Source organism: Mycobacterium sp. IDUB_3, from assembly GCF_055419585.1.
This window is the reverse complement of the sequence record NZ_JBVAXZ010000001.1, coordinates 370,777-383,976: the sequence shown is the minus strand read 5'-3', so window position 1 is coordinate 383,976 and position 13,200 is coordinate 370,777. Positions and strand designations below refer to the sequence as shown.

The following is a 13,200-nucleotide window of genomic DNA, read 5'->3' as shown; positions in this document are numbered from 1 at the left end:
CCCGCTCAGGTGAGCACATCGGCGTCGGCCTTGATGGTCATGCGCGCCGCCCCGGCCCAGTACACGTCGGCCGCCCGTTCGAGCAGCGACCGTTGCATGCCGGCCATGTCCGACCAGTGCATGGGCACCGGATCCCGGCCGGTGAGCAGGACGTCGTAGGCCAGCTTGCAGACGCGTTCGATGGATGCCGCGCGGTAGACGGCTTCGGGCAGGTTGCGGCCGGTCGCGATCACGCCGTGGTTGGCCAGGATCGTCAGGTTGGCACCGCCGATCCGGGCGGTGAGTTCCGCGGCGCGCGCGGGGCTGTCGATCTCGCCGTCGTAGGTGTCGACCAGGCACAGGTCGTCGAGGAACAGCGAGCCGGTCTGGTGCACCAGCTCGGGGAGCCTGCCCAACGCGGCGAGCACGCAGACGTAGTACGGGTGGTTGTGGATCACCACTCGGGCGTCGTCGCGCACCCGGTGCAGTTCGGTGTGGATGTGGATGGCCGGGGTGACGTCCCAGCGTCCGCTGACCACGCGCGCATCGCCGTCCACCACGCAGATGTCGGACGCGGTGATCTCCTGCCACCACAGCCCCCACGGGTTGACGAACATGTCGGTCTGGCCGTCGAGCTGCCAGGTGATGTGCCCGGCCATGTTCTCGGCGAACCCGATGCTGGCCAGGTGACGGAAGGCGATCGCCAAGGCCTGCTGATTCGACAGGTCCACGCCGATGGGGGGAACCACCGACGGCGCCCAGACTTCCAACCCGCCGCGCCGTGCGTCAGGAGCGTTCATGACCGGCCTCCATTCTGGCTCCAATATCCTCGCGCAGCCGGCCTTTGGCTATCTTTCCGCCGGATGAGCGGGGCAACTCGTCGACCACGATGAGCCGCTCGGGCAGCAGCTCTTTGGAGATTCCCAACGCCAGCAGGTGTTCGACGAGTCCGGGCAGGTCGACGGTGGCGGCGTCGGTGAGTTCGGCGTAGAGGCAGACCTTTTCGCCGAACACCGGGTCGGGCATGGCGACCGCCGCCGCGATCGCGATGGCGGGATGGGTCATGACGGCGTCTTCGACCTGGCTGGCGCTGATGTTCTTGCCGCCGCGCACGATGAAATCGGACGTACGCCCGGTGACGCGCAGGTAGCCGTCGGCGTCGATTTCACAGATGTCGCCCATGCGCATCCACCCGTCGCGGGTGAACAGCTTGTCGTGGTCGGTGCCGCCGAGGTAACCAAGGCTGGTCGCCGGTCCCCGGCACGCGGGTTGGCCGCGCCCCGTCGCGGTGACGTCGCGGTCCCCGTCGAACAGCCGGACCTCCATTTCGGGGATGAGGCGGCCGCCGGTGCGCAACCGGCGTTCGCGCGGGTCGTCGACGGTAGTGGCGCTGAGCATCCCGGTCTCGTTGGAGCCGTAGAACTGCAGGATTTTGGCACCGGTGAGTTCCTCGAACTCGGCCGCGGGCCGGTAGGGCAACGCCTCCCCGCCGGTGTACACGACGCGCAGCGAACTGAGGTCGTGGCCGCGGCTGGCCGGGTCAGCCATCAGCATGGTCAATTGGGTGCTGACGCAACACAATACGGTGACCTTATGCCGGGCGATCGCCTCGCAGGTGGCCTTGGTGGTGAACCGGTCCAGAATCACCGCGGTGGCGCCGAGGTAGATCGGGGTGGTGTGACTGGTCCACAGCCCGAACCCGAACGGCGTGGGGATGACCGGAAGGAACACCTCGTCGCTCGTCAGCAGCCCGTTGGCGACGGCCTTCTGGTGGAAGTAATGCCAACGATTCTGGGTGTGCACGACACACTTGGGCAGCCCGGTGGTGCCGGACGTCGAGTTGATCAAGAAGACGTCGTCGGGGCCGAGTTCGCAGCCGGCCGCCAGCGCCATGGGCTCGGCGTCGACGTCGAGCCGAAGCGTCCCGCCGTCGTGACTCAACACCACGCCGGGCACCCGCAGTTCGTCGGCCACGTCCGCGGCGTTGCTCGCCCGGGGTGGGTCACTGATCAGGATCTTCGGCTGGGCGGTGCGCAGGATCGCCGACGCCTCGCGGGTACCGGCGCGCGCGCCGATGCCGACGACCACCGCCCCGCATCGTTCGATCGCCACGAACAGCACGTGAATGGCGGCGGAGTCGCCGTGCCATACCGCCACGCGGTCACCGCGGGCGACGCCGGCCCCGGCCAGTGTTTCAGCCAGAACATTTGCGGCACGGTCGAATTCGTGCCATGTGAAGGTAGCTCCGCCGTGGTCGAGATAGGCGGGACGGTCCGCTGTCCGTTCGGCGTTGCGACGCACAGCGTCCGACAGCGTCGTATCGCACCACCAGCCGGCGGCACGAAAGCGGGCCGGGTCCTCGTCGGTGAACGCCGGCGAGCCCACAGTTTCCAGCCCACCGGCGCTCATCACCAAATGATAGGAAAGCCGCCCGCGGTTTCGGCGCTAGGGATTCGGCGGGGCGGGCGCTGCGTGCTGGTTGTTGTCGACGCTCGGGCGGCGCGGGTGCGGCGACGGGCAGGTGACGTTGCGAATGCACCCGCAATTGAGGCCGATGATGCAACCGCCGCCCCCGACGGGTTGCACCGGCACAACACCGCCCGGGGCCGGCGGTACGGGCGTGGCGACCGACGGCGTGGCCGTGGCCGTCGGTGCGCCGCCGGAGGAGAGGCCGGCGGCCAGGACCACCGCGGTCAAGCACGCGAACAACGCAGCACGTGCCTTGGTGTGCGGCGTCCCCATGAGGCACAACAGTACTGGCTGGTCGGTAGACGCGCAGGCCACGCAAGGAGAACTGCGAGCACACTCCAAGGATTCTTCAAGGCGTCAGCCGCAGGGCCACGTCGCCCACAAGTTGGGATCGGTAGCGACGCAGGAGGTTTGCAGTTGCCTCAGCAACCCGAACAAAGCTGTCAGCGCAGCGAACGACACGGAGGATCTCCGCGAATGGAGGGCAAGGTCCCATCCCGCGGAAATCGCCGGGCGGTTCATCGCCTGACGACGCGGACCGCGTAGATCGCGGCGCTGACCCCGAACATCGCCCCGGTCAACAGCAACCAGCGCCCAAGGTAGGGGTCCTGGGTCTGGCCCGTCGCTGCCGAATAGGTGGCGGCGCCCTGCTTGATGATTCCGGGAAGGAACACCAACAACGTCAAACCCGCTCCCAGCGCGGGCACCCGGATGTAATTGACCAGCGGCACGCGTGGCGGTTCCGGCCGGACGACGGTCCGCGACAGCAGCCCGTCGAGAAGCGCATAGACCGGGAACAGCACCAGGTCGTGGACGACGATGGCCGCGGCGAACCACACTATGATCGACTGCCACCACGCCCGCGGGTTCCATAGCGTGACCGGATCGACGGTGGCCACCACATAGCCCATGAGTGCGAACCCGGCGAGCAGGATCAGCAGATGCAACGGATGGGACCCGTAGGCCTTGGCGAAACCCGCTCGGAAGTCAGGCATTCGCGGCGCCCTGAAATGCGATGGACTCCACCCACTTGGTGTTGTGCACCCCGGGCAGCGCCGGCACGATGATGCGCGCCGGGAAGCCGTGGTCCGGTGACAAGTCGGTGCCGTTGACACGTAGAGCCAGCAGCGCGTCGGGGTGCAGCACCTGGCTTGCCTGCAGGGTCGCCCGACCGAACGCGCCCGAGCGCTCCAACGACGACACGTGCGCCGATTCCGGCGCGGGTACTCCGGCCAATCGGGCCAGATCCGCCAACCGCACGCCGGTCCAGCGTTGTGTGGTCGACCAACCCTCAACGCAGGCGATCGGCAGCACCGAGGTGTGCTGCGGCATGGCCAGCAGTGCGGCGCGGTCCAATGCCACGGGGCGCGGCCCGCCGCTCAGGCTCAGCCGCCAGCGTTCTCCGGTGCTTTCGGCGGAGATCCCGGCCGCCACCGCGGTCCGGTTGATCTCGAAATCGTTGGGTCCGGCCCCACGGGTGCGACCCCGCGGCAGCAACAGCGCGGCCGGCCGGGCATAGCCCCCCAGCGTCTGGCCCGCCGTGATGACCGTCATGAACAGCGCACCACCGCCCACCAGCGCGAGGGCGCCGCGGCGGCTCATCGTCGCGGGGCGCGGTGCCGGGGCGACCAGCCCGTCCGGCTCCCAGGCCTGGGCTCTGGTGCCGGCACGCCCGGTACGCAAGACCTCCCGGGGTGAGATCGAGCGCAGGCCGGACCACATTTTCGGGAACTTGATCGCGATATGCACGAGGAATCCGGTGATGAACACCCACGCCCCGAAGTAGTGCGCGGTGTAGAAGCTGAACCCGAAGATGTAGTCGTACTGGATGTTCAGCACGCCGGTGACGATTTCGAACAGGACGCCACCGACCAGCATCAGTAGCGAAACCCGTTCCAGCAGTTGGGCTATGGACCGGGCGGGCGGCCACACGAACAGCCGGGGTATCACCGACCACAGTTTGGCCAGCACCACCGGGATCAAGATCAGGCCGAGCCCGACGTGGAGCCCTTGGGTCAGCCGATAAAGCCATGACGGACGGGTGGGCCAATCGAATGTCGGCAGCTTCAGCCACCCGACGTCGCCGGGGATGGCCTGCCCGAACCGGGGCGCATAGGCGATGTATGACAGCAAGCCGGTAAGGATGACGATCGGCAGCGTCACCAGCAGCACCGAACCGAAGACCGAGGTCAGCCAAGGCCCGCGCAATGGGCTGCGCCACCGTTGTGCCCGCTCGGCGCCCGGGGGCCGGTGCTCGCCGAGCCAGCGCCACAGCCGCGCGGGAAATCCGTAGCCGCCGGGAGTTCCCGGCGCCTCGGTGCCTTCGGTAGCGGAGCTGCGGATGGGGCGCATCATCGATGATGATCCACGACAGGTCCGGGAAATTGGTTCAGATTCAGTGCTTGTTCAGTTATTCGGTGCTTCTTCAGCTATTGGGATCGCCGATGCCTGCGATCGAGAATCCCGCCGAGGTTCACCGCGGTGTCAGTCCTTGCCGCGCGGCGGCGGCTGCACTTCGACACCGCCGGATTCGTGTTCGGGTCCGGCCACCGGGTGTTCGGCGGGAACACGGTCACGGAACCGCGCTCCCTCGCTGGGTCGCTGCGCTTCCAGCCGGGCGTTTTGGCTCCGGTATGGCCCGGCCTTCCGCCGGGGTTTTCCACCGGGGAATGCCAGCCGAAGGATGGTGCGCTGCACCATCAACCACTGCTTGGAGAATGGGCCGGAGTTGTACGGCAGCTCGTAACGCTCGCAGATGTCTTTGATCATGGGCGCGATCTCCGAGTATCGGCTGCTCGGCATGTCTGGATACAGGTGGTGTTCCACTTGATAGCCCAGATTGCCGCTGATGATGTGGAACAGCGTGCTGCCCTCGATGTTGGCGGCGCCCACCAACTGGCGCAGATACCACCCGCCGCGCGTTTCGTCCTCGACGTCCTCCTCGCTGAAGGTGTAGGTCTGGTCGGGGAAATGGCCGCAGAAGATGATCGCGTTCGACCACACGTTTCGGATCAGGTTGGCCACCAGGTCTGCGCCCAGGGTGCGCAGGTAGGTGCTTTCGACTCCCGGCAGCACCTTGTCGAGGAAGCCGGCGGTGGCGCCCAGCCGTCCCTTGTTAGACACCCTGCGAAGCGTCCTGCCGAGGCGCGACTGTGCCGGCTGGTCGATTCTGCCGCGTGTGGCCAACTGGACGAGGCCGAAGGCACCCGCGCTGATCAGCGGCCAACCGAGGTAGTCCTTGAAAATCTGTGCGCGCGCCTTTCCCCCGATACCTCTCAAATCCTCGCGCACCTCCGACCACGGCTTCTGGCGCGTGCGGATGGCGTCGATGTCCATGTCATGAATCGCCACGCCCCACTCGAACAGCAGCATGAGCAAGACGTTGTACAGCGGCTGAAAGAGGAACCGTGGGTGCCAACTTTGATTCGGGTCGATCCGCAAGAGCTCATACCCGAGGTCTTTGTCCTTGCCCAGGATGTTGGTGTAGGTGTGGTGGATGTAGTTGTGTGAGTGCTTCCAGGCCTCGGCGGTTGACGCGGTATCCCAGTCCCACACCGATGAATGAATATCGGGATCGTTCATCCAATCCCACTGGCCGTGCATGACGTTGTGGCCGATCTCCATATTCTCCAGGATCTTGGCCATTCCCAGACAGGCCGTGCCCAGGACCCATGCGGTTTTCGAGCGCGATCCGAGCAACAGCACCCGGCCGGCCACGACGATCTGGCGCTGGACGGAGATGACCGTCTTGATGTAGTGCCGGTCCCGTTCGCCGAGATCGGCGAAGACGTCGTCATGTATCGCGTCGAGTTCCTTCGCGAGCTTTTCGCGTTCTTGTTCACCCAGGCGGGCGAGCAACTCGCCCCCAGTGGTTTTCGCGGCAGTTGTCACGGGCCGCTCCTTTCGATCACAGTTCGAGCTCAACATCGCCTTCGGCGGTGTTGATGCAGATCCGTACGTCTTGTTCGGTGGGTTCGATCACTTCACCTGAGCGCAGGTCACGCAGCTTGCCCGACTTCAGCGTCCCGACGCAGGTATGACAGATTCCGATTCGACAGCCGTAGGCCAGGTTTAGACCTGCCTTCTCGCCTGCCTCCAAAATCGATGTGCCGCCGTCACATTCGACTTCCTTCTCACTATCGAGGAATTGCACCGTGCCGCCCTCCCCGGCGTTGGCGTCGCCGCCGATCTTGGGCTGGAAACGCTCGAGGTGCAGACGGTCGCGGTCTCCGTTGTTTTCCCAGTGCTCGATCAGCGCGTCGAGCATGTCGCCGGGACCCGAGCAGAAAGCTTCGCGTTCGCGCCAGTCCGGGCACGCTTCGTCCAGCCCGCTTGGTTCCAGCCGACCGCGTTCGGCGGTGAGGCGCAAATCCAGCCGCATCCCGTCGTGACGGCGATCGAACTCTTCGAGGACCGGCAAGAACATGACCTGCTCGCGGGTGCGAGCGGAGTGGATGACCACGACGTCGCCGAACTCACCGCCGTGATCGATGCTGCGCAACATGCTGATGATCGGTGTGATGCCGCTGCCCGCGCTGATGAACAGCATCTTGGCCGGCAACGGCTCGGGCAGCGTGAATACGCCCTCGATCTCACCGAGCCGTACCAGGTCGCCGGGCTGAATCTTCTGCACCAGGTATGGCGATACGACGCCGCCGTCCACCCGCTTGGGCGTCACGCTGATCAGCCCGTCCTCGGGGGCCGGGTCCGACGTCAACGAATACGCTCGCCAGTGGTAGACGCCGTCGACAACCACGCCCAGCCGCACGTACTGACCTGGCTTGTGACCCGGCCATTCATACCCGGGCCGGATCAGCACGCTCGCCGCTTCCGAGCCCTGCGGCTCGACTCGTTCGACCTTTCCCCGCAGCTCCTTGGTGGTCCACAGCGGGTTGATCATTTCCAGGTAATCGTCGGGCTGCAACGGACTGAATAACCGCCGCACCGCCCGCAGGAACAACCGACGCCCGCGGGGGACGTTGGGCTGGGCGCCGCGTTCAGCCATAAGCGTTAGAGTACACAGTTGTACACCGACTCTAAACGTCGTTTTGAATCTTATTGGCGCACAAGCTTAGACACATGTTAAACGGGCACACGACGAAATCTACTCCGTTCACTGGCCGGTACGCGCTCGATCTTGGGCTGTGGCGATTGATACCTGTGAGGTGCCCAGGGCAAGGGGCACCCAAACGTTTGTTCAGGTGTTTCGCAGGACCATCCGCGGTGCGGGCCTGCAGTCGCGGCGCCTAATGTCGGTGGGTGTGCTGATCGGCTTCCTCCTCGCGCTGGGCTGCTCGCTTTGCTACGGGACGGCGACCGTGCTGCAAGCGGCGGGGACACGCTCGGTGGAAGCGGGCAGCGGCTCGGGTGTGGACGCGGTATTGCTGTTGCGCGCCGTGCGCCAGTGGCGCTATCTGGTCGGTGTCGGCCTGGACGTCGTCGGGTTTGCTCTGCAGGTCGCCGCGCTGCGCCTGGTCCCGATCTATGTGGTGGCGGCGGCACTGGCCGCCTCGATCGCGGTCACCGGCGTGGTCGCGGCATGGGTGTTGTCGGCGCGCTTGTCGTCGGCCGAGTGGACGGCCGTCGGCGTCGTCTGCGTCAGCCTGGTCCTCCTGGCGCTCGCCGCCGGGCCGGGACACTTTCGGCACGCCCCGGCCGGGCTCGGCTGGGCCCTGCTGGGTGTGGTGGCCGCGATCTTCGTCGGCGGCGCCGCCGCGGGGCGTCTTCCCGACCGCGCCCGTGCGCTCGCACTGGGGCTGGGCGCCGGAAGCGGCTTCGGCGTCGTCGAGGTGGGCGTGCGCCTGATCGACGCGCTCGATCCCACCCAACGCTCCTTCTACACCAACCCCGCCCTGTACGCGGCCGCCGCCGGCGGCGCCGCGGGGTTTCTGTTGCTCACCTCCGCGTTGCATCGCGGATCGGTGACCACGGCCGTCGCGGGAATGGTGGTGGGGGAAACGCTGGCGCCCGCGTTCGTCGGGGTGGTGTGGCTGGGTGACACCGCGCGCGACGGGCTCGGCTGGCTGGTGATCGTGGGGTTTGCCGTCGCCGTGTCCGGGACCCTGGTGCTGGCGCGCTTCGGCGAAGCGCCCGTCCCCGAGGAAGCGGGCTGAGGACGCCCGCTAGTTCATGAGCCGAGGGCCGACGCCGCGCGGCCGTCGGCGGTGTCGCCCACCGGCGCATAGCCGGTGCCGCGCGCGGGCCGCGTCCACAGCACACCGTCCTGCGCCGTAACACCCGCGGCGACCAGCGCTCGCTTGAGGATCTTGTTCGTCGCGGTCGCGGGCAACTGATCGTTGATGCGCACGTGGCGCGGCCACGCCTTCGGGGACAGGTCGGCTTGGGCGGCAAGGAATTTCTCGAAATCGGCCGGGTTCAGGCTTGCCCCGGGCCGCAGCACCAGGGCGGCCATCACCTGGTCGCCCACCCGGTCGTCGGGGACCGCGTAGACGGCGACCTGGCTGATGTCGGGCAGCCGGGCCAGAATCCGCTCGATCGGGCCGGCGGCCAGATTCTCGCCGTCCACCCGCATCCAATCGGCGGTCCGCCCGGCGAGGTAGATCCAGCCGTCCGCGTCGCGGTACGCCAGATCGCCCGACCAGTACATCCCGTGCCGCATCCGCTCGGCGGTGGCGCCCGGGTCGTTGTAGTAGCCGGCGAACGGGCCGGCCCCCTGGGTGTTGACGAGTTCACCGACGGCGTCATCGAAATTGGTCAGCGCCCCTTGCGCGTCGAACCGCGCTGTCTCGCACTCCCGCAGCGTCGTCGAGTTGTAGATGCTCACACCCGGGTACGGCTTGCCGATGGAGCCGGGCGGCGTGCCGTCTTCGCGCACCACGATGACCGCGAATTCACTGGAGCCGAAGCTGTCGACGACCCGGCACCCGAAACGCCTTGCGAATTCCGCGATATCGCGATCGGTGGCCTCGTTGCCGAACGCCACCCGCAGGGTGTTCTCGGCGTCGTCGGGACGTTCGGGGGTGGACAGGATCAATGCCAGCGGCTTGCCGACGTAGTTCAGGTACGTCACCCGGTAGCGGCGGACATCGTCGAGGAAGCGCGACGGCGAAAACCGGGCCGGCACCATGGTGGCGCCGCAGCCGATCGCGACGGCCCACCCGGCGGCGACACCGTTGGAATGGAAGAGCGGCATCGCCAGGTAGCAGACGTCGTCCGCGGTGACGTCGTATTGATAGATCAGGCTGGCACCGCACATGATCGCCATGCCGTGGGCGAACCGCACCACCTTGGGGTCACCGCTGGTGCCGGAGGTGAAGATCATCATCAGCGTGTCGGCGGCCGCCACCTCGCGAACGGGGACCAGCGGTGGCGCCGCGGCGACGGCCTCGGCGTAGCGTGCGCCGGTCACATCGAGCACCTGAATACCGTTGAGGTCCAACCCATCCAGCAGTCCGCGGTGGTCGGGGTCGACGAGCAGCATCTGACAGTCGGATCGCCGGATGTCGGCCAGCAATCCGGCCCCGCGCCGCGTGGTGTTGATGCCGCACAACACGTAGCCGCCGAGCGCGGCCGCGGCCATGGCCCGCAACATGGCCGGCGAATTGCCCAGTACCGCACCGACATGCAGCGGCCGTGCCGGGTCCGCGAGCGCGATGAGCGCCGCGGCCTCCGCCTCCGCCTCGGCGAGGTGCTCGCGCCAGGTCCACGTCTTTTCGCCGTGGGCGAGCGCCGGGGTATCGTCGTCGCGACGCTGCCGCAGCAGCTGCTGAACCGTCTCTGGCACTGGTTCACTTCCCCTTCGCGTCGTCATCGGGTGGTCAGCACCAGCCCCGCGTAGTCGTTGCGGGCCACCTGGTCGCAATGGCGGCGGTAGGTGCCGAAGCCGCCGATGTAGGGCATGAAGACCCGCTTCTTGCCCTCGATGTTGGCGCCCAGGTACCAGGAGGATGCCGCCTTCGGGAACAGCGTCCGCTCGGCCGCGTGGGCGACGTGCTCGGTCCAGGCGAGCGCCGCGTCGCGGCGCGGCTCGACCTCGTCCACGCCGAGGCGTCGCGCGGCCCGTACCAGATCGATGACCCAGTCGACCTGAACCTCGGCGTGCAGCACCATGTTCGACAGCACCGAGGGGCTGCCCGGCCCGCTGATGGTGAACAGGTTCGGCAGCCCCGACACCATCAGGCCGAGGAAGGTGACTGGGCCGTCGGCCCAGACATCGCGGAGTCGTTGTCCCCCAGGTCCTTTCGGGTCGATTCGGGTCAGCGCCCCGGTCATGGCGTCGAAACCGGTCGCGAAGACCAGCACATCGCAGGGATATGTCGCTTCGCCGGTTCGTACGCCGTCGGCGGTGATCGCTTCGATCGGTTCGCGGCGCAGATTCACCAGCCGGACGTTGTCGCGGTTGAAGGTAGCGTAGTAGCCGTCGTCGGTGCAGATGCGTTTGGTTCCGATCGGGTGATCGACCGGGATGAGATCCGTTGCGACGACGGGATCGGCGACGATCTCCCGGATCCGCTCCTCGGCGAAGGTCCTGGCGACGTCGTTGGCGGACAGGTCGCTGGTCTGGTCGGGAAAGGTCTTGGCGAATAGGACGCCGCCTTCGCGCCAGCGCTTCCACAGCGCTTCCGACCGCTCGTGGGCGTCGGTGTCGAGGGCGTTCTTCGGGTAGGTGCCGTGCGGGGTGCCCGCCGCCGCGTACGCGGAGACACGGCGACGCTCGGGATACCGCTCCTGGATCTCTCGCTGCTCGTCGGCCGACCACGGCCGGTTGGGCATCGGGATGGTGTAGTTCGCGGATCGCTGGAATACCACCAGGCTTTCGGCGTTGGCGGCGATGATCGGCGCCACCTGGATGCCGGACGATCCCGTGCCGATCAGGCCCACCCGCTTGCCGCGCAGCTCCGGATCTTCACGCGGCCACGCGGCCGTGAAATATACTTCGCCCGAGAAGGTTTCGGCGCCCTTGATATTGGGCCGGTGCACCGCAGACAGGCAGCCGGTCGCGCACAGCAGGAACTGTGCGGCATAGGTGTCCCCGGCCGCGGTGTCGACGTGCCAGCGTCCCCGCTCGAAGGTGGCGCCGATCGCGTCGACACCGAATCGGTAGTGGCGGCGCAGATCGAAACGGTCGGCGACGTGCCGCAGGTAGGCCAGGATTTCGGGTTGGGCGGCGAAGCGTTCGGTCCACTGCCAGCTCCGCTGCAGCTCCTCGTCGAAAGAGTAGGAGTAATCCACACTTTCGACGTCGCAGCGCGCGCCCGGGTAGCGGTTCCAGTACCAGGTGCCGCCCACGTCGGGTGCGGCCTCGAGGGCGGTCACCGCGAGGCCCGACGAGGCGGCGCGGTGCACCGCGTACAGCCCGGCGAACCCGGCGCCGATGACGATGACGTCGCTGACTTCGGTCACGACGCGGCGCTCCGGTCGGCCGGATGCAGCAGCTCGCGCAGATCGGCGCAGACCAGGTGCTGCGCCGAAACCGCCGGTGGAAACGCCTGCATCGTCATGAAGCCGTGGAAAAGCCCGGGTAAGTCCCGGTGCACGACGGGCACTCCCGCGCTGCGCAACCGGCGGGCGTAGTCGCAGCCCTCGCTGTGCAGTGGATCGTGGCCGGCCGTGACGATCACTGCGGGTGGCAGGCCCGCATGAGTGTCGGCGCGGGCCGGGGCCACCAGATACGGCGGATCGAAAACCGTTTGCGCGCCGAGGTATTGATTCCAATACCACTGCATCGCGGCGCGGGTGTTGAAGTAACCCGTGGCGTAGCGGTGATAGCTGTCGGTGTCGAAGCTCGGATCGATCGCCGGGTAGATCAGCAGCTGCGCGGCGGGTGAGGTGGTGCCCCGGTCGCGGCAGAGGATGGCGGTGACCGCGGCCAGGTTGCCGCCGGCGCTGTCACCGGCGACCGCGGTGCGTGCCGGGTCGATGCCCAGCTCGACGGCGTTGGCCAGCGCCCAACCGAACACCGCGAACGCGTCGTGCGCCGCCGCCGGGGCGGGATGCTCGGGGGCCAGGCGGTAGTCGACCGAGATCACGACGGCTTGGCTGCCGCGGGCCAGGGCCCGGCAGAATCCATCGTGAGATTCGATGTCGCAGAAGACGAATCCGCCCCCGTGGTAGAACACGATCGCGGCGCGCTCCGCCGACGGCTCGCCGTGCGGCTCGTAGATGCGCACCGGAACCGCGCCGCCGGGCCCCGGGATCGTGCGGTCGGTGGCGCTGCGGACGTCGTCGAGGTTGTCGACCGGCATGCGTCGCTGCGCCACCGCGGCGCGCGCCTGCGGGCCGGTCAGGTGCTCGACGCGCGGGAATCCGGCGTTCAACTGGTCGAGCATCGCCTGCACTATGCCGTTGAGCGGGTCGTCCATGTGCACCTCCGACCTCGTCGCTGAGGTCATGCGGGCCGATATTTCAGGAGGGTGATGCCCTCTTCAGCCAGATCGTAGAACACCGGCTGCACCCGCATCCCGATCCGGATGTCGCCCGGATCGACGTCGACCAGCTCGGTGCTGAATTTCGGCCCGGCGTCCCACCGCACCACCGCGAGCAGCTGAGGCAGTGCGTCGGCCCACGGCGGGCCGGTGGGCCGGCGCGCGATCGTGAAGGTGTACAGCGTTGCAGCGCCGTCGATTTCGCGCCATTCCAGGTCGTCGGCCAGGGTGCCGGGGGCCAGCGTGCGCGGATAGAACACATAGCGCCGCGCCGACGGCGAATACTGCACCAGGATCCGGCGCTGCGCCAGAGCGTCCCAGAACGGCCGTGAGACGGGTGTGGGCTCGGGGATGGGGCGGGCCATAA

Annotated in this window: 12 protein-coding genes; 1 reads left to right on the top strand and 11 read right to left on the bottom strand. The window is 67.6% G+C overall.

Annotated features, from left to right (window positions below):
- Positions 1–5 precede the first annotated feature (5 nt).
- From ACZYVJ_RS01470 to ACZYVJ_RS01440, 7 genes are all read right to left on the bottom strand, one after another.
- Positions 6–779, bottom strand: coding sequence for a class II aldolase/adducin family protein (locus ACZYVJ_RS01470; protein ID WP_463829373.1), 774 nt, complete (start codon positions 777–779; stop codon positions 6–8).
- Positions 766–2,388: a class I adenylate-forming enzyme family protein gene (locus ACZYVJ_RS01465; protein WP_463829372.1), complete on the bottom strand. Its 1,623-nt coding sequence runs from the start codon at positions 2,386–2,388 to the stop codon at positions 766–768. The genes ACZYVJ_RS01470 and ACZYVJ_RS01465 overlap by 14 nt, the downstream gene beginning before the upstream one ends.
- A 36-nt stretch (positions 2,389–2,424) precedes the next feature.
- On the bottom strand, positions 2,425–2,721 hold the full coding sequence (locus ACZYVJ_RS01460) for a hypothetical protein (protein ID WP_463829371.1): 297 nt from the start codon (positions 2,719–2,721) through the stop codon (positions 2,425–2,427).
- A 245-nt stretch (positions 2,722–2,966) separates the two neighbouring features.
- On the bottom strand, positions 2,967–3,443 hold the full coding sequence (locus ACZYVJ_RS01455; RefSeq protein WP_463829370.1) for a hypothetical protein: 477 nt from the start codon (positions 3,441–3,443) through the stop codon (positions 2,967–2,969).
- Positions 3,436–4,800 carry a molybdopterin-dependent oxidoreductase gene (locus ACZYVJ_RS01450; protein WP_463832789.1) on the bottom strand — a complete coding sequence of 455 codons (1,365 nt, stop codon included), beginning with the start codon at positions 4,798–4,800 and terminating at the stop codon, positions 3,436–3,438. Before ACZYVJ_RS01450 ends, ACZYVJ_RS01455 begins: the two co-directional genes overlap by 8 nt.
- 132 nt (positions 4,801–4,932) lie before the next feature.
- Positions 4,933–6,339, bottom strand: a complete 1,407-nt coding sequence (locus ACZYVJ_RS01445) for a fatty acid desaturase family protein (protein WP_463829369.1) — start codon at positions 6,337–6,339, stop codon at positions 4,933–4,935.
- A gap of 16 nt (positions 6,340–6,355) precedes the next feature.
- A complete protein-coding gene (locus ACZYVJ_RS01440; RefSeq protein ID WP_463829368.1) occupies positions 6,356–7,453 on the bottom strand; it encodes a ferredoxin reductase in 1,098 nt (365 codons plus the stop codon).
- Positions 7,454–7,697: 244 nt separating this feature from the next.
- Between ACZYVJ_RS01440 and ACZYVJ_RS01435 the strand changes: the two genes are divergently transcribed.
- A complete protein-coding gene (locus ACZYVJ_RS01435) occupies positions 7,698–8,561 on the top strand; it encodes a DMT family transporter (RefSeq protein ID WP_463832788.1) in 864 nt (287 codons plus the stop codon).
- 14 nt (positions 8,562–8,575) lie between these two features.
- On the opposite strand, the gene fadD1 is transcribed toward ACZYVJ_RS01435, so the two are convergent.
- The 4 genes from fadD1 to ACZYVJ_RS01415 are packed head-to-tail and all read right to left on the bottom strand — an operon-like array spanning position 8,576 to position 13,198.
- The gene (gene fadD1, locus ACZYVJ_RS01430) at positions 8,576–10,192 is read right to left on the bottom strand and encodes a fatty-acid--CoA ligase FadD1 (RefSeq protein WP_463829367.1); all 1,617 of its coding nucleotides are present in this window, start codon (positions 10,190–10,192) and stop codon (positions 8,576–8,578) included.
- Between the two features lie 23 nt (positions 10,193–10,215).
- Positions 10,216–11,811 (bottom strand): flavin-containing monooxygenase, encoded by a 1,596-nt coding sequence (locus ACZYVJ_RS01425; RefSeq protein ID WP_463829366.1) that lies wholly within the window; start codon positions 11,809–11,811, stop codon positions 10,216–10,218.
- A complete protein-coding gene (locus tag ACZYVJ_RS01420; RefSeq protein ID WP_463829365.1) occupies positions 11,808–12,800 on the bottom strand; it encodes an alpha/beta hydrolase in 993 nt (330 codons plus the stop codon). Before ACZYVJ_RS01420 ends, ACZYVJ_RS01425 begins: the two co-directional genes overlap by 4 nt.
- A complete protein-coding gene (locus tag ACZYVJ_RS01415) occupies positions 12,797–13,198 on the bottom strand; it encodes a Zn-ribbon domain-containing OB-fold protein (RefSeq protein WP_463829364.1) in 402 nt (133 codons plus the stop codon). Before ACZYVJ_RS01415 ends, ACZYVJ_RS01420 begins: the two co-directional genes overlap by 4 nt.
- Between the last annotated feature and the right edge of the window lie 2 nt (positions 13,199–13,200).

Excerpts from the sequence above, each read along its gene's own strand:
- ACZYVJ_RS01470 (WP_463829373.1), bottom strand. The coding sequence starts at position 779 with ATGAACGCTCCTGACGCACGGCGCGGCGGGTTGGAAGTCTGGGCGCCG.
- ACZYVJ_RS01465 (WP_463829372.1), bottom strand. The coding sequence starts at position 2,388 with ATGAGCGCCGGTGGGCTGGAAACTGTGGGCTCGCCGGCGTTCACCGAC.
- ACZYVJ_RS01460 (WP_463829371.1), bottom strand. The coding sequence starts at position 2,721 with ATGGGGACGCCGCACACCAAGGCACGTGCTGCGTTGTTCGCGTGCTTG.
- ACZYVJ_RS01455 (WP_463829370.1), bottom strand. The coding sequence starts at position 3,443 with ATGCCTGACTTCCGAGCGGGTTTCGCCAAGGCCTACGGGTCCCATCCG.
- ACZYVJ_RS01450 (WP_463832789.1), bottom strand. The coding sequence starts at position 4,800 with ATGCGCCCCATCCGCAGCTCCGCTACCGAAGGCACCGAGGCGCCGGGA.
- ACZYVJ_RS01440 (WP_463829368.1), bottom strand. The coding sequence starts at position 7,453 with ATGGCTGAACGCGGCGCCCAGCCCAACGTCCCCCGCGGGCGTCGGTTG.
- ACZYVJ_RS01435 (WP_463832788.1), top strand. The coding sequence starts at position 7,698 with ATGTCGGTGGGTGTGCTGATCGGCTTCCTCCTCGCGCTGGGCTGCTCG.
- ACZYVJ_RS01420 (WP_463829365.1), bottom strand. The coding sequence starts at position 12,800 with ATGACCTCAGCGACGAGGTCGGAGGTGCACATGGACGACCCGCTCAAC.
- ACZYVJ_RS01415 (WP_463829364.1), bottom strand. The coding sequence starts at position 13,198 with ATGGCCCGCCCCATCCCCGAGCCCACACCCGTCTCACGGCCGTTCTGG.